Consider the following 20,249-nt stretch of genomic DNA (forward strand, 5'->3'; position numbering starts at 1 on the left):
TTTATCTGGATACACGTTTTACCCTGGACAGGCGTCGGGCCGATTCCCGTCATTGCCCAAGAATTTCGCAAGAAGACAAGTTCCCCAAGAGCCACAAAGAAGGTAGGACACCGTGAACCCGGTAATCAAAAAATTCCAGTTCGGTCAGTCGACCGTTACCCTCGAGACTGGCCGTATCGCCCGTCAGGCCTCCGGCGCAGTGCTGGTCACCGTTGACGACGACGTCAGCGTATTGGTGACCGTTGTCGGTGCCAAGCAAGCCGATCCAGGCAAGGGCTTTTTCCCTCTGTCTGTCCACTACCAGGAAAAGACTTACGCTGCCGGTAAGATCCCTGGCGGTTTCTTCAAGCGCGAAGGCCGTCCTTCCGAGAAAGAAACCCTGACTTCCCGACTGATCGACCGTCCGATCCGTCCGCTGTTCCCAGAAGGCTTCATGAACGAAGTGCAGGTTGTCTGCACCGTCGTGTCCACCAGCAAGAAAACCGATCCGGACATCGCTGCGATGATCGGTACCTCGGCTGCCCTGGCCATCTCCGGCATTCCTTTCGATGGCCCGATCGGCGCTGCCCGCGTCGCGTTCCACGAAAGCACCGGCTACCTGCTGAACCCGACCTACGAGCAGTTGAAGGCTTCGAGCCTGGACATGGTCGTGGCCGGTACTTCCGAAGCCGTGCTGATGGTTGAATCCGAAGCCAAAGAGCTGACCGAAGACCAGATGCTGGGCGCCGTGCTGTTCGCCCACGACGAGTTCCAGGTGGTGATCAACGCCGTCAAGGAACTGGCTGCCGAAGCCGCCAAGCCAACCTGGACCTGGGCTCCGCAAGCCGAAGCCACCGAGCTGCTGGGCGCGATCCGTGCCGAGTTCGGCGAAGCGATCTCCCAGGCCTACACCATCACCGTCAAGGCCGACCGTTATGCACGCCTGGGCGAGCTGAAAGACCAGGTCGTTGCCAAGCTGTCCGGTGAAGAAGGCCAGCCGTCTTCCGCTGAAGTGAAAGCGGCTTTCGGTGAAATCGAATACCGCACCGTTCGCGAAAACATCGTCAACGGCAAGCCGCGTATCGACGGTCGCGACACCCGCACCGTACGTCCGCTGAACATCGAAGTCGGCGTCCTGCCAAAGACCCACGGTTCGGCACTGTTCACCCGTGGCGAAACCCAGGCCCTGGTCGTTGCCACTCTGGGCACCGCCCGTGACGCGCAACTGCTGGACACCCTGGAAGGCGAAAAGAAAGACCCGTTCATGCTGCACTACAACTTCCCGCCGTTCTCGGTGGGCGAGTGTGGTCGCATGGGTGGCGCCGGTCGTCGCGAAATCGGTCACGGCCGTCTGGCCCGTCGTTCGGTCCAGGCCATGCTGCCAGCCGCTGACGTGTTCCCGTACACCATTCGCGTGGTATCGGAAATCACCGAGTCCAACGGTTCGAGCTCCATGGCTTCGGTCTGCGGCGCTTCCCTGGCCCTGATGGACGCTGGTGTGCCGATGAAGGCACCGGTTGCCGGTATCGCCATGGGTCTGGTGAAAGAAGGCGAGAAATTCGCTGTCCTGACCGACATCCTGGGTGACGAAGACCACCTGGGCGACATGGACTTCAAAGTGGCCGGTACCGCCAAGGGCGTCACCGCACTGCAGATGGACATCAAGATCAAGGGCATCACCGAAGAGATCATGGAAATCGCCCTGGGCCAAGCCCTGGAAGCGCGCCTGAACATCCTCGGCCAGATGAACCAGATCATCGGTCAGTCCCGTACCGAGCTGTCGGAAAATGCTCCGACCATGATCGCGATGAAAATCGACACCGACAAAATCCGTGATGTCATCGGTAAAGGCGGCGCGACCATCCGTGCGATCTGTGAAGAAACCAAGGCTTCGATCGACATCGAAGACGACGGTTCGATCAAGATCTTCGGCGAAACCAAGGAAGCGGCAGAAGCAGCACGCCAGCGCGTCCTGGGGATCACCGCGGAAGCCGAGATCGGCAAGATCTACGTCGGCAAGGTTGAACGCATCGTCGACTTCGGCGCGTTCGTCAACATCCTGCCGGGCAAGGACGGTCTGGTTCACATCTCCATGCTGAGCGATGCTCGCGTCGAGAAAGTGACCGACATCCTCAAAGAAGGCCAGGAAGTGGAAGTGCTGGTACTGGACGTGGACAACCGCGGCCGTATCAAGCTGTCCATCAAGGACGTCGCAGCAGCCAAGGCATCGGGCGTTTAATCACCCCATCGCCTAAGCGCTGAACAAGCAAACGCCCCGACTGGTTCGGGGCGTTTTGCTGTGTGACGAAAATCCCTGCCAGGCAGGTTGCCTGGCCACGGGAGACGGTGCTAGTTTTAGCCACCGCCCGTGTAGCTCAGTCGGTAGAGCAGCGCACTCGTAACGCGAAGGTCGCAGGTTCGATTCCTGTCTCGGGCAAGATTTCCCCTCGTTATTTCACCTTCCTGCTCAGTTCCTCGACCGTGCGTTTAAGCTGGTCCATCTCTCGATCCTGATCGCTGAGTTCCCGTTTCAGGGACGAAATCTCGCTGTTGCTCGAACTCGAACTGGAGCCGCTATTGCGCTTGAGTTCTTCCACTTGCTTGCCAAGGTCGTTCAGGTCGCGTTCCTGTTCCTTGACGGTGCGCTTGAGCTCGTCAATCTCCTTGCTGCTGGAGGTGGAGCTGGAGCCGCTGTTGCGCTTGAGTTCTTCGATCTGACGAGCTTGCTCGCTGAGGGTGCGCTTTTGGTTTTCCAGTTCGTCAGCATTACTTTTCACGGTTTTCGGCAGACTTTCCAGGACGCTGGCGCTGACATCGGTCTTGACGAGCTTGTACTTATCGAACTGGTCATAGTGAAGGGCGGGAATGGCATCGTTGTCAGACGGCCCATCGGAGGAGACTTCAACCGCCGCTTGAGTCACGTCAGTCAAGGTCAGGCTACCAAGCAGCAAAGTCGCGGTGACAAGTTGGATCGACGAGCGTTTCGAAAAGCTGCGCATCACTGGGGTTCCTTTTGAAGTGCCGGCATGGCACATGGCTATGACTGGTTATTTTGACAGATGTTCCCAAGCTCCCCTGGTTTCTCCGGCGCATGGTTTTTTTGTGGGATAGATGTAAAGAACCGTGTAAATCGTCGGCAAAACATCCTATATTCGTTGCCTGCATGTGCATCGCCCAGCAGTTTTCAGATGATCCCCGAATGGTTCTGAAGGCCAGATAAACCGGGCTTCACACGGTTTTTTGCGTCAGAGAGATCCTTGATGATCCAGATCCATCTTCCATTCCCCCGATCAACGAGAACGCCATGACTGTTAAAGAATTGACCCAGGAAGCCAGGCACGAAGAAGCGCTGAAGAAGTACGTGCTGGATGCGCCCCAGTTGCTGGAAGAGATCAAGGACTTGTCTGCCGACGATCAAAAGGACCAGATCCAATGGGCGTTCGAGGACGAGGCTGAAGCCCAGGGGCTGCAGCCTTGGGAGTTGACGCTCAAGTACACCAGCACGCCTGAAGAGTTCGAGGTGCAGCGCCTTGCGTTGCACAAGGAAGCGGCCGAGGTGCTGGGTGTGGAATGGGATGAGTACTGCGAGATGAACAATCTGGTGGTCTGAAAAAAACGCCAGCCTTTCAAGGCTGGCGTTTTTCGTTGTCAGAGGCTCAAGCGCATCGACAGATCCACTGCCTTCACATCCTTGGTCATCGCGCCGATCGAGATGTAGTCCACCCCGGTCTCGGCAATCGGGCGCAACGTGCTTTCGTTGATCCCGCCGCTGGCCTCCAGCTTCGCCTTGCCGCCATTGAGGCGCACAGCTTCACGCATGTCGTCCAGGCTCAGTTCGTCGAGCATGATGATGTCGGCGTTGGCCGCCAGCGCTTCGTTCAACTCCGCCAGGCTTTCCACTTCGATTTCCACCGGTTTGCCCGGTGCGATCTTGTGGGCGGCCGCGATGGCCTGGGCGATCCCGCCGCAGGCGGCGATGTGGTTTTCCTTGATCAGGAAAGCGTCGTACAGGCCGATGCGGTGGTTATGGCAGCCACCGCAGGTGACCGCGTACTTCTGGGCCAGGCGCAGCCCGGGCAGGGTCTTGCGGGTGTCCAGCAGCTTGACCTGGGTCCCGGCGACAAAGTCGGCCAGGTAACGGGCTCGCGTGGCGACGCCCGAGAGCATTTGCAGGAAGTTCAGGGCGCTGCGTTCGCCGGTCAGCAGCGAGCGGGCCGGGCCCTCCAGGTGGAACAGCGCCTGATCGGGGCTGACCCGGTCGCCGTCGTGCACTTGCCAATGCACCGCGACACGCGGATCCAGTTGCCGGAACACGGCATCGACCCAGGCCGTGCCACTGATGATCGCCGCGTCGCGGGTGATGATGGTGGCCTTGGCCAGGCGTTCGGCGGGGATCAGTTGCGCGGTGATGTCGCCGCTGCCGATGTCTTCAAGCAACGCACGGCGCACGTTGGCTTCGATTTCGGCGGTCAGATCGGCGAGGCGTAGATTCGGCATAACGGGCTCCACAAACAAAGTGGCCCGATTATAGGGTGTCGAAACCTGCATTTGGTCGCGTCCTCGCAACATTTCCTCATTTTCCCGGTCACTTATTGCGCCGTATTTCGAGCTGGATCACAGAGTGTGCTGGTACGACAGGGTTGTTTTACCCGATAATCCGCCTTTCGATTGACGTCATAGCTTTGACGTTGCGAACCGAAAACCGTTTCAGGAGGCCAGGATGCACAACGACGGGAATGTAGTGCCTTTACACAAGGTGCCTACCGATCAGGCGAATCGCTCGCCGCTCGCCCGCCTGCCTGTGATTCTGCTTCAGGTTCGCGACAAGGCCGCCCAACAGTTGCGCCTGGGCTTGCAGGGGCTGTTCGATAACGCCGACGACACCTTGTTTGAAATGGCCGACCGGGCGCGCGACGACGTCGAGCAGAACCTGTACTTCGAGGCCATGCGGGACCTGCGCCTGAAGCGCAAAAGCATCGAGCGGGAATTCATCGAGCAGTTTTTCGAGACCTTCGTCAGCCTGGCCCAGTACGACCTGACCCACGCCAGCTTGGCGCCCGCCCTGGCGCCGGACGGCCAGACCCAGCGCTCCCACGATGAGCTGGAACGTCATCTGGCGGTCGAGGCCATGGTCACTCGGGTGCTCAGGCGCGATGGCGTGTCGCTGGAGCAACTGACGGCCCGGCTCGGTGTGCTGTTGGACCGACCGCTGGCCAACCAGTACAACCCCCTGAGCCCGGCACTGCTGTGCGAGAAGTTCCTGCAGGCCGGGCGTAACCTGGGCGTGGGCATCAAGGTCAAGCTGATCCTGCTCAAGCTCTTCGAGCGTTATGTGCTCAGCGAGTGCGACCAGCTCTATACCGAGGCCAATCAGTTGCTGGCCGCCACGGGCATCTTGCCGGAGCTCAAGGTGACCCCGGCGCGCCGGGCGTCGGATCGTTCCGAGGATAACCCCAGGCCCAGCGCCGAAATCGCTGCCAAGCCCAGCGATGCCGAGGTCGACGACAGCGTGCAGGAAGTGTTCGCCGCCTTGCAGAAGCTGTTGATGCAAGTGCGTGGCAGTGTGGCGCCGACCCTGGAAGCCAGCGCGCCGCCCCAGCCGATCTCGACCCGTGACCTGCTGCGGTTGCTCTCGCATTTGCAGCAGTACGTGCCAGCGCCTGCCGTGCGGGACGAATTCGACCTGCGTAGTCAGCTCGAACAACTGTTGACCCGGGTCAGCGTCAGGAGTGGCAAGTCCCGGGTGGTCGAAGGCGCCGATGAAGACGTGATCAACCTGATCTCGATGATGTTCGAATTCATCCTCGACGACCATAACCTCCCAGACTCCTTCAAGGCCCTGATCGGCCGCCTGCAGATCCCGATGCTCAAGGTCGCGGTGCAGGACAAGAGCTTCTTCAGCCGCGGCAATCATCCGGCCCGGCGACTGCTGAACGAAATCGCCGCCGCCGCCATGGGCTGGGGCGATTGCGACGACCATCAGCGCGACAGCTTGTATTTGCGCATCGAACAAGTCGTGCAGCGCCTGCTGAATGATTTCGTCGATGACCCGGCGATTTTCTCCGAGCTGCTGGCCGATTTCCTGGCCTTCACCAGTGACGAGCGGCGCCGCAGCGAGTTGCTTGAGCAGCGTATCCGCGACGCCGAAGAGGGCCGGGCCAAGGCCGAACTGGCGCGCCAGCGGGTCGAAGGAGCGCTGAACCAGGTGATGCTGGGCAAAGTCTTGCCGCAAGCTGTGGTGGAGTTCGTGCAACACGCCTGGAGCCAGGTGTTGCTGCTGACCTGCTTCAAGCACGGCAAGTATTCCGCCGAGTGGCAGGCCGACGTCCTGACCCTGGAGCAATTGATCTGGAGCGTCCAGCCTCACGACGAGCCCGACGCCGGCCTGCGTTTGCTGGCAATGGTGCCGGAGCTGCTCAAGGCCCTGCGTGACGGCCTGAGCCGTTCGGCGTTCGACCCGTTCGCCACCAGCGAGTTTTTCAGTGAGCTGGAAGTCCTGCATGTGCAGGCGCTCGAACGCACGGGCCAGGCAACGGAACAGGCCCAGCCGTTCGATTCGCCGGCGATGGTCGAGGTGCTGGAAAAAATCGTCCTGCGCCCTCCGCAAAAAACGGCGGGGGAGAGCGTGGCGGTGCATTTGCCGGCGGATGATGTCGGCCTGCTGCAAGTCGACCAGTTGCACCTGGGGAGCTGGGTCGAGTTCCAGGAGGACGACGACAATACCCTGCGTTGCAAGCTGGCGGCGATCATCGAGGCCACCGGCAAATACGTTTTCGTCAATCGCACCGGCCTCAAGGTGCTGGAGCACAGCCGCACCAGCCTGGCCCTGGAGTTTCGTCGCGGCGCGGTGAGGCTATTGGACGACACCCTGTTGTTCGACCGGGCGCTGGAGTCGGTGCTGGGCAATCTGCGCCAGCTCAATCGCGGCAAGTGATCGCGCAGCCCGGTCCGATCACGGCATACTGACGGCATTCACCGTCGTCATCGAAGGAACCTGTATGCAGTTGGACTCCGCGAGCGGTTGGTGCGAAGGGGTGCGTCATTGCCCATCGCCCAACTTCAATGCGCGCCCCGAGGGCGAAATCTCCCTGCTGGTGATCCACAACATCAGCCTGCCCCCGGCACAATTCGCCACCGGCAAGGTGCAGGAATTCTTTCAGAATCGTCTGGATGTCACGGAACATCCCTACTTTGCCGGTATCGCCGACCTGCGGGTTTCTGCGCATTTTCTGATCGAGCGTGACGGCGCCGTGACCCAATTTGTCTCTTGTCTGGATCGTGCGTGGCATGCGGGTGTCTCGTGCTTCGAGGGGCGTGAGACCTGTAACGATTTTTCCCTGGGCATCGAGCTTGAGGGCACGGATGATCTGCCGTTCACCGACGCGCAATATGTCGCATTGGTGGACCTGACCCGGCAGTTGCAAGCGGCGTTCAGGGCGATCACTGTGCAGCGTATCTGCGGGCACAGCGACATCGCACCGGGGCGCAAGACCGATCCGGGACCGGCATTCGACTGGGCGCGCTATCGCGCGGCCCTGACAGAAGGGGAAGGACAATGAGTTTTCTGGTGTTGCTGCTGGCCGTCTGGATCGAGAAATTCTCGGCCTTGCGCCAGCGGGTCCAGCGCGACGGTGGTTGGCTGCTCGAGCTGAGCAAGCTCGAGGCGAGCCCACGGTGGGTCAACCGACCCTGGCTGGTGCTGACGGTAATGGTCCTGCTGCCGGTGGCCCTGCTGGCGCTGCTTTTGTGGGTGCTGGAGCCCGTGGCCTACGGTCTGCTGGCGCTGCCGGTGCATTTGCTGGTGGTGATTTACAGCCTGGGGCGCGGTGATCTGCTGGCCGCCCTCGGGCCGTTTCGTGACGCCTGGCGTCGGGAGGACCTGCAAGCGGCGGCCCATGTGGCCAAGCGCGACCTGGACATTGAGGCCGATGACGGTGAGCAATTGCTGGAGCGGGTCCAGGGGCATTTGTTGTGGCAGGCCTACCAGAGCTTTTTCGCGGTGATTTTCTGGTACTTCCTGTTGGGCCCGGTCGCGGCCTTGAGCTATCGACTGCTGGCGTTGGCCGCCGAGCACAGCCAGAACCCCGGCGTGGCCGAGCGGGCCGCGCAAATGCGCCATGCCTTCGATTGGGTGCCGGTGCGGTTGCTGGCGGCAAGCTTCGCCCTGGTGGGCAATTTCGTCGCGGTCAGCCGGGTCATGCTGCATGAGCTGTTGAACTGGAACATCAGCGCCGCCGATCTCATCGACAAGGTCGGCCTGGTGGCTGGCGAAATCCCCAGGCCCGTCGCCGGGCCGGATGGCATCAATAGCCTGGACCGCCTGTGGGAATTGCTGCTGCGTGCGGCGGTGCTCTGGTATGCCGGGTTTGCGTTGTGGACGGTGTTGGCCTGATCAACGTAAGCAGGGTTGTGGCCAGGCGCTTTTGTGGCGAGGGAGCTTGCTCCCGCTCGGTTGCGCAGCAACCGCAAACCTTGGTAAGCGATTTTCCTGAAGGCACTCGGGGCCCGCTTCGCAGGCCAGCGGGAGCAAGCTCCCTCGCCACAAGGGATTGAGTCACGACCAGGCTCGTTAACCTTAAGTTACAAATCTCCCCGCCGATTTAGGCTATACAGGGACAGCGCCCGAATAGTGGCTTTCTGCTGTCTCCGTGCGCGAGCTCATAACAATAAGAACACTACCGGGAGGCTTCCTTGTGAAGAGTTTGCTCTGGCCCGCCGTCGCGCTGATGAACCGCCTGAGCTTCGGCATGAAGTTCAGCCTGATCAGCGTGCTGTTCCTGCTACCCATGCTGGTGACCAACTTCTTTCTGGTGCGTGATTCCTATCGGGAATTCCAGGGCACCCAAGTGGAGCTGCAAAGCCTCGACCTGCTGGGCAGCAGTCTGGCCCTGCGCCGGGACCTGGAAACCCTCAACAACCTGGTGCAGATCAACGCCAGCCTGGGCCAGTCCGGCAAGGCTGGTGATGTCGAAGCGAAGATCGGCAGCCTGGAACAACAGGTCCTCACGCGCCTGCAAGGCATGACCGCCATGGCCATCGAGCCCGAGCAGGTCAGTGCCTTCGAGGCCAAGCGCGATGAGATGATCGCTGCTTTCAAGGCCCAGCAGGCGGAAAACTCCCTGCAGAGCAAAAGTGCGCTGATCGGCAAGTTGCTCAACAGCGCCCAGATGTTCAGCCAGATCATCGCCAGCCAGGCGGGGCTGAGCCGCGACAACCAGAGCGACATCCGCCAACTCAGCGAACTGATCATCGGTACCACCCCCAAGGTCACCCAGATCCTTGGCGATGGCCGGGCGCTGGGCGCGTCCTCGTTGGGGCTGGGGTTTCTCAATTCGGCATCGAGCACCCGCTTCGACGAGTTGCTGGCGCAGATCGAAAAGCTCCAGGGCGAGTACGACCTGAAACTGCAGGACGCCCTCGGCTCCAGCGTGGCCGCCGGGCAAACCCTTGGCGCTCAGGCCGACGGTAGCAAGAGCAGCCTCAAGAAAGCGTCGGAGCTGATTGAGGAGCAAGTGGTGATGGCCGACACCCTCGATGCACCGTGGCCGGCGTTCTTCGAGCAGGTCAGCGGCCTGATGGAGCAGACGTATCGGCTGAACGAAGCGACCCAGGGTTTTCTCGGTGTGCAGTTGCAGCAGCGGCTTGAGCAGAATCGTAGCCATATGGTGCTGCAAGCCGTGGCGCTGGTGGCGGTGTTCCTGTTGATTTTTTACCTGTACGCCGGCTTCTACGCGTCGACCCGCACCACCCTCCAGCACTTGGGCCAGATGATGGACAAAGTGGCGGCGGGGGACATGACGGTCAATTTCGTGGCGCGCAGCAAGGATGAACTGGGCGAATTGGGTGAAGTGTTCAACGGTACGGTGGCGAAGATCCATGACCTGATCGAACAGGTTGGCCGCACCGTCGCGGAAGTCGAACGCCAGGCCGGGCAGGTGGAAACGGTATCGGCCCAGAGCAACCAGGCCGTCGCCGGCCAGCGCAGCCAGATCGAACTGGTGGCCACGGCGATGAACCAGATGTCGGCCACGGCCCAGGAAGTGGCCCGCAGTGCCGCCGCTGCCGTGAGCAGTGCCCACAGCGTGAACGACGAGACCCTCAGCGGGCGCGGGCTGGTGGAGTCGCAGCAGGGCAGCATCGCCCGCTTGGCCAGTGAGATCGATCAGTCGGTACAGGTGATCAACCAACTGGCGACCGATAGCCAGGCCATCAGCCGCGTGCTGGATGTGATCAAGAGCATCGCCGAGCAGACCAACCTGCTGGCCCTCAATGCCGCCATCGAAGCCGCCCGTGCCGGTGAACAGGGTCGGGGTTTTGCGGTGGTGGCCGATGAAGTGCGGACCCTGGCCAAGCGGACCCAGCAATCGACCGAAGAAATCGAAGCGATGATCACCCGCCTGCACGGCGGTGTCGGTGCCGCCGTCAAGGCGATGGGCACCAGTCATGAGATGGCCAGCGGCACGGTCGGTCAATCGGAAAAGGTCCAACAGGCCCTGGAAAATATCCTCGGTGCGGTCGGCATGATCGTCGACCAGAACCAGCAGATCGCCGCCGCCGTGGAGCAGCAGACGGCCGTGGCCCATGACATCGACCAGAACATCGTCGAGATCAACCGCGCAGGCGAACGCACGGCCGAAGGCGCGCACCAGACCGAAAACGCCAGCCGTGAGCTGTCTGCCCAGGTGGTGCAGCTCAAGCAACTGATCAATGCGTTTCGGGTGTAGACCATTGTGGGAGCGAGCTTACTCGCGATAGCGGAGTGTCTGGCGACCTGTTTTTCGACTGATACACCGCTATCGCGAGCAAGCTCGCTCCCACAGGTTTTTTACCAGTTGAACAGTTGGCGGGCGTTGGCGGTGCTGGCCTCGGCCAGTCGCTCGGGGGGCACAGCCATGATCCCGGCCAGTGCCTCGCAAATCGCCGGCAAGTGCGCCGGGCTGTTGCGCTGTCCAGGAAACATCGCTGGGGCCATGTCCGGTGAGTCGGTTTCCAGCACCACCGCATCCAGCGGCAGTTTCGCCAGCACCCGGTGCATGCGCAGGGCCTGAGGCCAGGTCGCCGCACCGCCGAGGCCGAGCTTGAAGCCGAGCTTGAGGTATTCGCGGGCCTCTTCAAAACTGCCGGCGAAGGCATGGATGATCCCTGCCCGGGTGGGGTTGATGCGCTTGAGGGTCGCGATCACGGCGGCATGGCTGCGGCGCACGTGGATCAGTGCCGGCAGTTCGAACTCCACGGCCAGTTCCAGCTGCGCTTCGAACAGTGCTTGCTGGCGGTCACGGTCCAGGGTCTCGATGTAATAGTCCAGGCCGATCTCGCCCACTGCACACAATTGCCGGTGCCCGGCCAGGCGGCTCAGCCAGTCGCGCAACAGCGCCACGTCGTCGGGTCGATGCTGGTCGAGGTACACCGGGTGCAGGCCCAGGGCGGCATGCAGGTCCGGGTCGCTTTGCACCAGGTCCCAGACCCGCTGCCAGTTGTCCCGGTATACGCCCAGCACCACCATTTGCCGAACGCCCAAGGCGCGGCTTTCGGCCAGCAGCGCCGGGCGGTCCGCGTCGAAGTCCGGGAAGTCCAGGTGGGTGTGGGTGTCGATCAGCTCCATTCATCAATCCTGAGGAAACGTCAGCCCTGGTGGATCCGTTGCTTGAACGTCCGCGCGATGGCCTGCACGCCAGGTTGGTAGTCATCGTTTTCGATGGCTGCCAGGGCCAGTTCCAGGGCCTTGTCGGCGATCAACTGATGTTGTTGGGACATGGCATTGACCGGCAGCGGCAGGAAATCCAGCAACTGCGTGTCACCAAACGTGCCCAGGCGCAATGGCCGCGACTTGAGCGGGAAATCATGCAGGGCGTCGAACACCCCTTGGAGTAGCACATAGGACGTGGTGATCAGCGCATCGGGCAGATGCCCCAGGCGCGCGAGCATTTCATCCATCAACTGACGGCCGCATTCACGGCTGAACGACTCGCCATGCTCGATCAACACCTGGCCCTCGAACCCGGCCAAGGCTTCGCGAAAACCTGCGGCCCGTTCCTGGCTGATGCTCAACTCGGGACGGGCGCCGATCAAGGCGATTTGCCGAGGGTGGGTCTCCAGCAGGCTGCGCGTCAGGTGCAGGCTGGCCTGGCGGTCGTCGCTGATTACCGAGCAGAAATGCGCCGGTTCCATCACCCGGTCGATGGCGATGATCGGAATGCCCTTGGCCTGCAACTGCTGGTAGCTGTCGTCGCCGGCCGGTAGGCAGCTGGCGACGATCAGCGCATCGCAGCGCCGGGCGCGGAACAGTTGCAACAGTTGCCGTTCACTGTCGGGCGCATCATCGGAGCTGGCGATCAGTAACTGATAGCCCCGTGCCCGTGCGCCTTGTTCCAGCAACTTGGCGATGCGTGCGTAACTGGGGTTTTCCAGGTCTGGCAGGATGAAGCCCAGGGTGCGGGTGTGTCGGCTGCGCAGCCCGGCGGCCTGGGGGTTGGGCGTGAAGCCGTGTTCCTCGACCACCGCCCGCACCCGTTCGACGGTGGCGCTGCTGATGCGTTGCTGTTCGGCCTTGCCATTGATGACATAGCTGGCGGTGGTTACAGACACACCGGCCAATTGAGCAATATCACTGAGTTTCAACCCGGTTTTCCTTGTTTTTTCGAGTTAGCCCCGAGGATAAGGGCCATCCTACCCGATTCAAGCTGACGGTTACCGCCCAAGCGCTTACGACAAGTTGCACTTCAACGATGAGAGATTATCGAGTAACGTGCCAATCTTTCTAGATTAAACGTTTCAGCAAGCGTATTTTCAAGGCTAGCAGGATTTTTGGCCGTGCTGCCGCGATACCGCCAAAAGCCCTCCTGTAGCGCTAAGCTGATTCATTCAAAACAATACCTGGCGCCAACCGGACGCCAAAAAGGAGAAAGCATGCTCGAGCTCACTCTAGAGCAGATATCCATGGCGCAGACGGCTGTGGATAAAGACGCTGCACTGCAACTGCTCGCCGACAAACTGGTGGCCGATGGCCTGGTAGCCGAGGGTTACCTCGCCGGCTTGCAGGCTCGTGAAGCCCAAGGTTCGACCTTTCTTGGCCAAGGTATTGCCATCCCCCACGGCACCCCGCAGACCCGCGACCTGGTCTATTCCACCGGCGTGCGCCTGCTGCAATTCCCCGAAGGCGTGGACTGGGGCGATGGTCAGATTGTCTACCTGGCCATCGGCATCGCCGCCAAGTCCGACGAACACCTGCGCCTGCTGCAACTGCTGACCCGCGCCCTCGGCGAGACGGACCTGGGCCAGGCCTTGCGCCGCGCCGGTTCTGCCGAAGCGCTGCTGAAGCTGCTGCAAGGTGCGCCGCAGGAACTGGCTCTGGATGCCCAGATGATCGGCCTCGGTGTGTCGGCTGACGATTTTGAAGAGTTGGTATGGCGCGGCGCCCGCCTGTTGCGCCAGGCCGACTGCGTGAGCAACGGCTTTGCCGGCGTGCTGCAGCAAGTCGATGCGCTGCCCCTGGGCGATGGCTTGTGGTGGCTGCACAGCGAGCAGACCGTCAAGCGCCCGGGCCTGGCGTTCGTCACCCCGGACAAACCCATCCGTTACCTGGGCCAACCGCTGAGCGGACTGTTCTGCCTCGCCAGCCTCGGCGAGGCCCACCAGGCCTTGCTGGAAAGGCTCTGCGCCTTGCTGATCGAAGGCCGCGGCCACGAACTGGGCCGCGCCACCAGCAGCCGCAAGGTGTTGGAAGTACTCGGCGGCGAATTGCCCGCCGACTGGCCCAGCGCGCGCATCGGCCTGGCCAATGCCCATGGTCTGCATGCACGCCCGGCGAAGATCCTCGCCCAGTTGGCGAAAAGCTTCGAAGGCGAAATCCGTGTGCGCATTGTCGACGGCCAGGACAGCGCCGTGTCGGCCAAGAGCTTGAGCAAACTGCTGAGCCTGGGCGCCCGTCGCGGCCAGGTCCTGGAGTTCATCGCCGAACCGAGCATTGCCAACGACGCGTTGCCGGCACTGCTGGCCGCCATCGAAGAAGGCCTGGGCGAAGAGGTCGAACCGCTGCCGCCACCGAGTGCACCACGGGAAACCGTGATGGCCGAGGTCGCGACCGTCATGCTGGCGCCCGAATCCGGCAGCCTGATCCAGGCCGTCGCCGCCGCCCCGGGCATCGCCATCGGCCCGGCCCACATCCAGGTATTGCAGGCCATCGACTATCCGCTGCGCGGTGAATCGGCGGCCATCGAGCGCGAGCGCCTGCAGAACGCCTTGAACCAGGTGCGCAGTGATATCCAAGGCCTGATCGAACGCGCCAAGGCCAAGGCCATCCGCGAAATCTTTATCACCCACCAGGAAATGCTCGACGACCCGGAACTGACCGACGAAGTCGACACTCGCTTGAAGCTGGGCGAGAGTGCGCAAGCGGCGTGGATGGGCGTGATCGAAGCCGCCGCCAAAGAGCAGGAAGCCTTGCAGGATGCCTTGCTGGCCGAACGGGCCGCCGATCTGCGAGACGTCGGCCGTCGGGTGCTGGCGCAACTGTGTGGCGTCGAAACCCCGAACGAACCCGATCAACCCTACATCCTGGTGATGGACGAAGTCGGCCCGTCCGACGTGGCCCGCCTGGACCCGACCCGTGTGGCGGGGATTCTCACCGCTCGTGGCGGCGCCACCGCCCACAGCGCCATCGTCGCCCGCGCCCTGGGCATTCCGGCGCTGGTGGGTGCCGGTGCGGCGGTATTGCTGCTGGCGCCGGGCACGTCCTTGCTGCTGGATGGCCAGCGCGGTCGCCTGCACGTGGACCCTGACGCCGCCACGTTGCAGCGCGCCAAGGAAGAACGCGATACCCGCGAACAGCGTCTCAAGGTCGCGGCCGAGCAGCGCCACGAACCGGCGCTGACCCGTGACGGGCATGCCGTGGAGGTGTTCGCCAATATTGGTGAAAGCGCCGGCGTCGCCAGCGCGGTGGAGCAGGGCGCCGAAGGCATTGGCCTGTTGCGCACCGAACTGATTTTCATGGCCCACAGCCAGGCGCCGGACGAAGCGACCCAGGAAGCCGAATACCGCAAGGTGCTCGATGGCCTGGCCGGGCGGCCGCTGGTGGTGCGCACCCTCGATGTGGGCGGCGACAAGCCGCTGCCGTACTGGCCGATCGCGAAAGAAGAAAACCCGTTCCTCGGCGTGCGTGGCATTCGCCTGACTTTGCAGCGCCCGCAAGTCATGGAAGCGCAATTGCGGGCCTTGCTGCGCTCGGCGGACAGCCGTCCGTTGCGGATCATGTTCCCGATGGTGGGCAGCGTCGACGAGTGGCGCCAGGCCCGGGCCATGACCGAGCGTCTGCGCCTGGAAATCCCGGTGGCGGATCTGCAACTGGGTATCATGATCGAAGTGCCGTCCGCCGCGTTGCTCGCGCCGGTGCTGGCCAAGGAAGTCGACTTCTTCAGCGTCGGCACCAATGACCTGACGCAATACACCCTGGCCATCGACCGGGGTCATCCGACCCTTTCGGCCCAGGCCGATGGCTTGCACCCGGCGGTGCTGCAACTGATCGACATCACCGTGCGCGCCGCCCATGCCCATGGCAAATGGGTCGGTGTCTGCGGTGAGCTGGCGGCCGATCCGCTGGCGGTGCCGGTGCTGGTGGGCCTGGGCGTGGACGAGCTGAGTGTCTCGGCCCGTAGCATTGCCGAGGTCAAGGCGCGGGTTCGCGAACTGAGCCTGGCGCAAGTACAAACCCTGGCCCAAGCGGCCTTGGCCGTGGGCAGCGCCGATGACGTGCGCGCATTAGTGGAGGCGCTGTAATGGCGAAGATTCTAACCCTGACCCTCAACCCGGCGCTCGACCTCACGGTAGAGTTGGCGCGCCTGGAGCCGGGCCAGGTCAACCGCAGCGACGCCATGCATGCCCACGCCGCTGGCAAGGGCGTGAACGTGGCCCAGGTGTTGGCCGATCTGGGTCATACGCTGACGGTCAGTGGCTTTCTGGGCGAAGACAATGCCCAGGTGTTCGAGACGCTGTTCGCCCAACGGGGTTTTGTCGACGCCTTTATCCGTGTCCCCGGCGAAACCCGCAGCAATATCAAGCTGGCCGAGCAGGACGGGCGCATCACTGACCTCAACGGGCCGGGCCCGGTGGTCGATGCCGGCGCACAGCTGGCCTTGCTGGCGCGATTGGAGCAGATCGCCCCCGGCCACGACGTGGTCGTGGTGGCGGGCAGCTTGCCCCGGGGCGTCAGCCCGCAGTGGTTGCAGGCATTGATCGCACGCTTGAAGACACTCGGCCTGCACGTGGCCCTCGACACCAGTGGCGAAGCTTTGCGCGTTGCCCTGGCGGCGGGGCCGTGGCTGATCAAGCCGAACACCGAGGAACTGGCCGATGCGCTAGGGTGCGAGGTGGTGAGCGAAGCGGCCCAGGCGCAAGCGGCGCAGCGCCTGCATGCCCAGGGTATCGAGCATGTGGTGATTTCCCACGGTGCCGATGGCGTGAACTGGTTCAGCGTCGGTGCGGCGTTGCATGCCTCGCCGCCCAAGGTCAGCGTCGCCAGTACCGTGGGCGCCGGGGATTCGCTGCTGGCGGGCATGCTCCACGGCCTGCTCAGCGCCGACACCCCGGAACAGACACTGCGCACTGCCACGGCCATCGCCGCCATGGCGGTCACGCAGATCGGTTTTGGCATTCACGACACCGCGGTGCTGGCGTCGCTTGAACAGGGCGTGCGCGTGCGCCCCCTGACAGAACAATAAGAGGGTTCGCAAGAATGAAACTAGCCATTGTGACGGCCTGCCCGAACGGCATGGTTACCAGTGTGTTGTGCGCCCGCCTGCTGGACGCCGCGGCGCAGCGCCAGGGTTGGAGTACCAGCGTCGAGGTCCATGACGCGGCCCATCCGGAACGCCAGTTGTCGGCGGCGACCCTTGAAGCGGCGGAGTGGGTGTTGCTGGTCGCCAGCGGCCCGGTGGACCTGTCGCGGTTCGTCGGCAAGCGGGTGTTCCGCAGCACACCGGCCCTGGCCCTCCAGGACGTTGATGCGGTGCTGCGTCGTGGCGCCGTAGAGGCTGAGGTTCTGGGCGAGGCAGACGCTTGCGCGCAAGCGCCGGCGGCGTCGGCCGAGCGTGCTCCGCGGCTGGTCGCCATCACCGCATGCCCAACAGGTGTTGCCCATACCTTCATGGCCGCCGAGGCCTTGCAGCAGGCGGCGACGAAACTGGGCTACGACCTGCAAGTGGAAACCCAGGGTTCGGTGGGGGCGCGCAATCCGTTGAGCGCCGAGGCCATCGCCGAAGCGGACGTGGTGCTGCTGGCGACCGACATTGAAGTCGCCACCGAGCGGTTTGCCGGCAAGAAGATCTACCGTTGCGGCACGGGCATCGCCTTGAAACAGGCCGAAGCGACGCTGAACAAAGCGCTGGTCGAAGCTCGCCAGGAAAGTGCGTCGAGCGGCGCGAGCGCCCCGGCCAAGTCGGAGAAGACCGGCGCCTACAAGCACCTGCTGACGGGCGTGTCGTTCATGCTGCCGATGGTGGTGGCCGGTGGTTTGATGATCGCCTTGTCGTTCGTGTTCGGCATCGAGGCCTTCAAGGAACCTGGAACCCTGGCGGCCGCGCTGATGCAGATCGGCGGCGAGACCGCGTTCAAATTGATGGTGCCGTTGCTGGCCGGCTACATCGCCTACTCCATCGCCGACCGTCCAGGCCTGGCGCCAGGCATGATCGGCGGGATGCTGGCGAGCACCCTGGGTGCCGGCTTCATTGGCGGGATCATCGCCGGTTTCCTGGCCGGTTACGCGGCCAAGGCGATCAGCCGCTACGCGCGCTTGCCCCAGAGCCTGGAAGCGCTCAAGCCGATCCTGATCATCCCGCTGCTGGCGAGCCTGTTCACCGGCCTGGTGATGATCTACATCGTCGGCAAACCGGTGGCGGGCATGCTCGAAGCCTTGACCCACTTCCTCGACAGCATGGGTACCACCAATGCGATTCTGCTGGGCGTGCTGCTGGGGGCGATGATGTGCGTCGACCTCGGCGGACCGATCAACAAGGCCGCCTATGCGTTTTCGGTGGGGCTGCTGGCTTCGCAGAGTTACGCACCGATGGCCGCGGCCATGGCTGCCGGCATGGTGCCGCCCATTGGCCTGGGCATCGCCACGTTCATCGCCCGGCGCAAATTTGCCCAGACCGAGCGCGAGGCCGGTAAAGCGGCACTGGTGCTGGGACTGTGCTTCATCTCCGAAGGCGCGATCCCGTTCGCGGCCAAGGATCCGCTGCGGGTGATCCCGGCGAGCATCGCCGGCGGTGCGCTGACCGGTGCGCTGTCGATGTACTTCGGCTGCAAGCTCATGGCTCCCCACGGCGGCCTGTTCGTGATGCTGATCCCCAACGCCATCAACCATGCGTTGTTGTACTTGCTGGCGATCGTGGCGGGGAGCCTGCTGACGGCAGTGGCGTACGCGCTGCTCAAGCGGCCTGAGGTGGTGGAGATGGCGTTGGAGCCGGCCAAGGCCTGATCGCTTCTTTGAAGCAATGAAATCCCCTTGTGGGAGCGAGCTTGCTCGCGATAGCGGTGTATCAGTCGACAACTGGGTTGCCTGACACTCCGCCATCGCGAGCAAGCTCGCTCCCACAGTTGGTTTTGGGCGTGCATGAAATCCCTGTCACACCCACTTCACACAGCCATGCTTAAGTTTTCCCATTTCAAGGGAGAACACCATGAGCGAATTCGACCTGGGCCGTCGTCGGGTGATGCAAGCCGTGGGGGCGGGGATATTGTTGCCGGGGCTGGCGCCGGCAGTGATGGCTTCGGTCAAGGATCGTCCGGTGCTCACCGACGGTGTGCAGTCTGGCGACTTGCAGGGCGACCGGGCGATGATCTGGAGCCGCAGCGACCGGCCGGCGCGGATGGTGGTGGAGTGGGACACCCGCAGCAAGTTCACCAATCCCCGTCGCTTCGTCTCGCCCATGGCCGACGCCCGCAGTGATTTCACCGCTCGGGTCGAACTCACCGGGCTGCCCCGCGACCAGGCGATTTTCTACCGTGTGCATTTCGAAGACGCCCAAAGCGGGGTTGCCAGCGAACCCTGGCTCGGCCACCTGCGCAGCGTGCCGCAGTTCAAGCGCAACATCCGTTTTGTCTGGAGCGGCGACACCGTCGGCCAAGGTTTCGGAATCAACCCGGACATCGGCGGCATGCGCATCTACGAAGCCATGCGCCTGCGCCTGCCGGATTTCTTTATCCACAGCGGCGACACCATCTACGCCGACGGCCCGGTGCCGGCGCAAATCACCGCCGAGGGTGGGCGCATCTGGCGCAACCTCACCACCGACGCCAAGAGTAAGGTCGCCGAAACCCTGGATGAGTATCGCGGCAACTATCGCTACAACCTGATGGACGAAAACGTACGCCGCTTCAATGCCGAAGTGCCACAGATCTGGCAGTGGGACGACCATGAGGTGGTCAACAACTGGTCGCCGGGCAAGCAACTGGACGAGCGTTACCAGACCAAGGATATCCACACCCTGGTGGGGCGTGCGCGACAGGCCTGGCTGGAATACGCGCCGATGCGCCGGCAAAAGGCCGACGGTGGCGGACGGATCTATCGCAAGCTCGGTTACGGGCCGCTGCTGGATGTGTTCGTGCTGGACATGCGCAGTTACCGCGAAGCCAACGACGCCAACCTCGGCGCGGCCAAACCGTTTTTGGGGCGTGAGCAATTGAATTGGCTCAAGCGCGAGTTGAAGCAATCCCGCGCCCAGTGGAAAGTCATCGCCGCCGACATGCCCATCGGCCTGGGTGTGCCGGATGGCGAGGTCAGCCCCGGCGTGCCGCGTTGGGAAGCGGTCGCCAACGGTGACCCGGGCGCGGCCCAGGGGCGTGAACTGGAGATCGCCGAACTGTTGGGTTACCTGCGCAAGCATCAGGTGCGCAACTACGTCTGGCTCACCGCCGACGTCCACTATTGCGCCGCCCATCACTACCACCCCGAACACGCCGCGTTCCAGGATTTCGAACCGTTCTGGGAGTTCGTCGCCGGGCCATTGAACGCCGGCAGCTTCGGGCCCAACGCCCTGGACAAGACCTTCGGCCCGGAGGTGGTATTCCAGAAAGCCCCCCCGGCCCAGAACACTTCACCGTTCGCCGGGTATCAATTCTTTGGCGAGGTGAACATCGATGGGCCGAGCGGGGAGATGAGCGTGGTGCTGCGGGATCTGGAAGGGGTGGCGGTGTTCGAGAAGAAGTTGCAGCCCGTGTGAATGTCAGCCACGCAACGACCCCTGTGGGAGCGAGCTTGCTCGCGATAGCAGTGTGTC

General features: G+C 62.9%; 14 protein-coding genes, 1 tRNA gene and 1 pseudogene. 12 read left to right on the forward strand and 4 right to left on the reverse strand.

The window, feature by feature from the left end; translation table 11 throughout:
* Positions 1–112: 112 nt before the first annotated feature.
* Entirely contained in the window at positions 113–2,218 is a 2,106-nt protein-coding gene (gene pnp / locus J4E63_RS24455) for a polyribonucleotide nucleotidyltransferase (protein WP_060739215.1), read from the forward strand.
* 125 nt (positions 2,219–2,343) lie between these two features.
* Positions 2,344–2,416 (forward strand) — tRNA-Thr (locus J4E63_RS24460).
* Positions 2,417–2,429: 13 nt separating this feature from the next.
* Here the strand turns inward: J4E63_RS24460 and J4E63_RS24465 are convergent.
* A complete protein-coding gene (locus J4E63_RS24465; protein WP_060739214.1) occupies positions 2,430–2,978 on the reverse strand; it encodes a hypothetical protein in 549 nt (182 codons plus the stop codon).
* A 305-nt stretch (positions 2,979–3,283) separates the two neighbouring features.
* On the opposite strand from J4E63_RS24465, the gene J4E63_RS24470 reads away from it, so the two are divergent.
* Positions 3,284–3,589, forward strand: a complete 306-nt coding sequence (locus J4E63_RS24470; RefSeq protein ID WP_060739213.1) for a DUF6388 family protein — start codon at positions 3,284–3,286, stop codon at positions 3,587–3,589.
* Positions 3,590–3,627: 38 nt separating this feature from the next.
* On the opposite strand, the gene nadC is transcribed toward J4E63_RS24470, so the two are convergent.
* Positions 3,628–4,476 (reverse strand): carboxylating nicotinate-nucleotide diphosphorylase, encoded by an 849-nt coding sequence (gene nadC / locus J4E63_RS24475; protein WP_060739212.1) that lies wholly within the window; start codon positions 4,474–4,476, stop codon positions 3,628–3,630.
* A 223-nt stretch (positions 4,477–4,699) separates the two neighbouring features.
* On the opposite strand from nadC, the gene J4E63_RS24480 reads away from it, so the two are divergent.
* The 5 genes and pseudogenes from J4E63_RS24480 to J4E63_RS31405 all read left to right on the forward strand — a co-directional run bounded on the left by J4E63_RS24480 (position 4,700) and on the right by J4E63_RS31405 (position 10,703).
* On the forward strand, positions 4,700–6,913 hold the full coding sequence (locus J4E63_RS24480) for a DUF1631 domain-containing protein (protein WP_207283600.1): 2,214 nt from the start codon (positions 4,700–4,702) through the stop codon (positions 6,911–6,913).
* Positions 6,914–6,977: 64 nt separating this feature from the next.
* Positions 6,978–7,538 carry a 1,6-anhydro-N-acetylmuramyl-L-alanine amidase AmpD gene (ampD, locus tag J4E63_RS24485; protein ID WP_092173299.1) on the forward strand — a complete coding sequence of 187 codons (561 nt, stop codon included), beginning with the start codon at positions 6,978–6,980 and terminating at the stop codon, positions 7,536–7,538.
* The gene (ampE, locus tag J4E63_RS24490; protein ID WP_207283601.1) at positions 7,535–8,371 is read left to right on the forward strand and encodes a regulatory signaling modulator protein AmpE; all 837 of its coding nucleotides are present in this window, start codon (positions 7,535–7,537) and stop codon (positions 8,369–8,371) included. Before ampD ends, ampE begins: the two co-directional genes overlap by 4 nt.
* A 1,270-nt stretch (positions 8,372–9,641) precedes the next feature.
* Positions 9,642–9,845, forward strand: a pseudogene (locus tag J4E63_RS31400) (HAMP domain-containing protein); the annotation flags it as partial.
* A 153-nt stretch (positions 9,846–9,998) separates the two neighbouring features.
* Complete coding sequence (locus J4E63_RS31405) at positions 9,999–10,703, forward strand: methyl-accepting chemotaxis protein (RefSeq protein WP_404943347.1); 705 nt, start codon at positions 9,999–10,001, stop codon at positions 10,701–10,703.
* 101 nt (positions 10,704–10,804) lie between these two features.
* Here the strand turns inward: J4E63_RS31405 and J4E63_RS24500 are convergent, their stop codons facing one another.
* Both J4E63_RS24500 and cra read right to left on the reverse strand, forming a co-directional pair.
* Positions 10,805–11,581 carry a TatD family hydrolase gene (locus tag J4E63_RS24500; RefSeq protein WP_207283603.1) on the reverse strand — a complete coding sequence of 259 codons (777 nt, stop codon included), beginning with the start codon at positions 11,579–11,581 and terminating at the stop codon, positions 10,805–10,807.
* A 20-nt stretch (positions 11,582–11,601) separates the two neighbouring features.
* The gene (gene cra, locus J4E63_RS24505; RefSeq protein ID WP_060739206.1) at positions 11,602–12,597 is read right to left on the reverse strand and encodes a catabolite repressor/activator; all 996 of its coding nucleotides are present in this window, start codon (positions 12,595–12,597) and stop codon (positions 11,602–11,604) included.
* Between the two features lie 288 nt (positions 12,598–12,885).
* Here cra and ptsP point away from each other — a divergent pair, with 288 nt between their 5' ends.
* From ptsP to J4E63_RS24525, 4 genes are all read left to right on the forward strand, one after another.
* Positions 12,886–15,750 carry a phosphoenolpyruvate--protein phosphotransferase gene (ptsP, locus tag J4E63_RS24510; protein WP_207283604.1) on the forward strand — a complete coding sequence of 955 codons (2,865 nt, stop codon included), beginning with the start codon at positions 12,886–12,888 and terminating at the stop codon, positions 15,748–15,750.
* Entirely contained in the window at positions 15,750–16,691 is a 942-nt protein-coding gene (gene pfkB, locus J4E63_RS24515) for a 1-phosphofructokinase (protein WP_207283605.1), read from the forward strand. The genes ptsP and pfkB overlap by 1 nt, the downstream gene beginning before the upstream one ends.
* A 14-nt stretch (positions 16,692–16,705) precedes the next feature.
* Entirely contained in the window at positions 16,706–18,448 is a 1,743-nt protein-coding gene (locus tag J4E63_RS24520; protein ID WP_207283606.1) for a PTS fructose-like transporter subunit IIB, read from the forward strand.
* A 202-nt stretch (positions 18,449–18,650) separates the two neighbouring features.
* Positions 18,651–20,192, forward strand: coding sequence for an alkaline phosphatase (locus tag J4E63_RS24525; RefSeq protein WP_207283607.1), 1,542 nt, complete (start codon positions 18,651–18,653; stop codon positions 20,190–20,192).
* The last annotated feature ends 57 nt before the right edge of the window (positions 20,193–20,249 follow it).

This window comes from Pseudomonas sp. FW300-N2F2 (assembly GCF_017351655.1).
GTDB classification, from domain to species: Bacteria; Pseudomonadota; Gammaproteobacteria; order Pseudomonadales; family Pseudomonadaceae; genus Aquipseudomonas; species Aquipseudomonas fluorescens_AA.

Excerpts from the sequence above, each read along its gene's own strand:
- J4E63_RS24525 (WP_207283607.1), top strand. The coding sequence starts at position 18,651 with ATGAGCGAATTCGACCTGGGCCGTCGTCGGGTGATGCAAGCCGTGGGG.
- ampE (WP_207283601.1), top strand. The coding sequence starts at position 7,535 with ATGAGTTTTCTGGTGTTGCTGCTGGCCGTCTGGATCGAGAAATTCTCG.
- J4E63_RS24480 (WP_207283600.1), top strand. The coding sequence starts at position 4,700 with ATGCACAACGACGGGAATGTAGTGCCTTTACACAAGGTGCCTACCGAT.
- J4E63_RS24470 (WP_060739213.1), top strand. The coding sequence starts at position 3,284 with ATGACTGTTAAAGAATTGACCCAGGAAGCCAGGCACGAAGAAGCGCTG.
- J4E63_RS24520 (WP_207283606.1), top strand. The coding sequence starts at position 16,706 with ATGAAACTAGCCATTGTGACGGCCTGCCCGAACGGCATGGTTACCAGT.
- nadC (WP_060739212.1), bottom strand. The coding sequence starts at position 4,476 with ATGCCGAATCTACGCCTCGCCGATCTGACCGCCGAAATCGAAGCCAAC.
- J4E63_RS24465 (WP_060739214.1), bottom strand. The coding sequence starts at position 2,978 with ATGCGCAGCTTTTCGAAACGCTCGTCGATCCAACTTGTCACCGCGACT.
- ampD (WP_092173299.1), top strand. The coding sequence starts at position 6,978 with ATGCAGTTGGACTCCGCGAGCGGTTGGTGCGAAGGGGTGCGTCATTGC.
- pfkB (WP_207283605.1), top strand. The coding sequence starts at position 15,750 with ATGGCGAAGATTCTAACCCTGACCCTCAACCCGGCGCTCGACCTCACG.
- J4E63_RS31405 (WP_404943347.1), top strand. The coding sequence starts at position 9,999 with ATGTCGGCCACGGCCCAGGAAGTGGCCCGCAGTGCCGCCGCTGCCGTG.
- J4E63_RS24500 (WP_207283603.1), bottom strand. The coding sequence starts at position 11,581 with ATGGAGCTGATCGACACCCACACCCACCTGGACTTCCCGGACTTCGAC.
- ptsP (WP_207283604.1), top strand. The coding sequence starts at position 12,886 with ATGCTCGAGCTCACTCTAGAGCAGATATCCATGGCGCAGACGGCTGTG.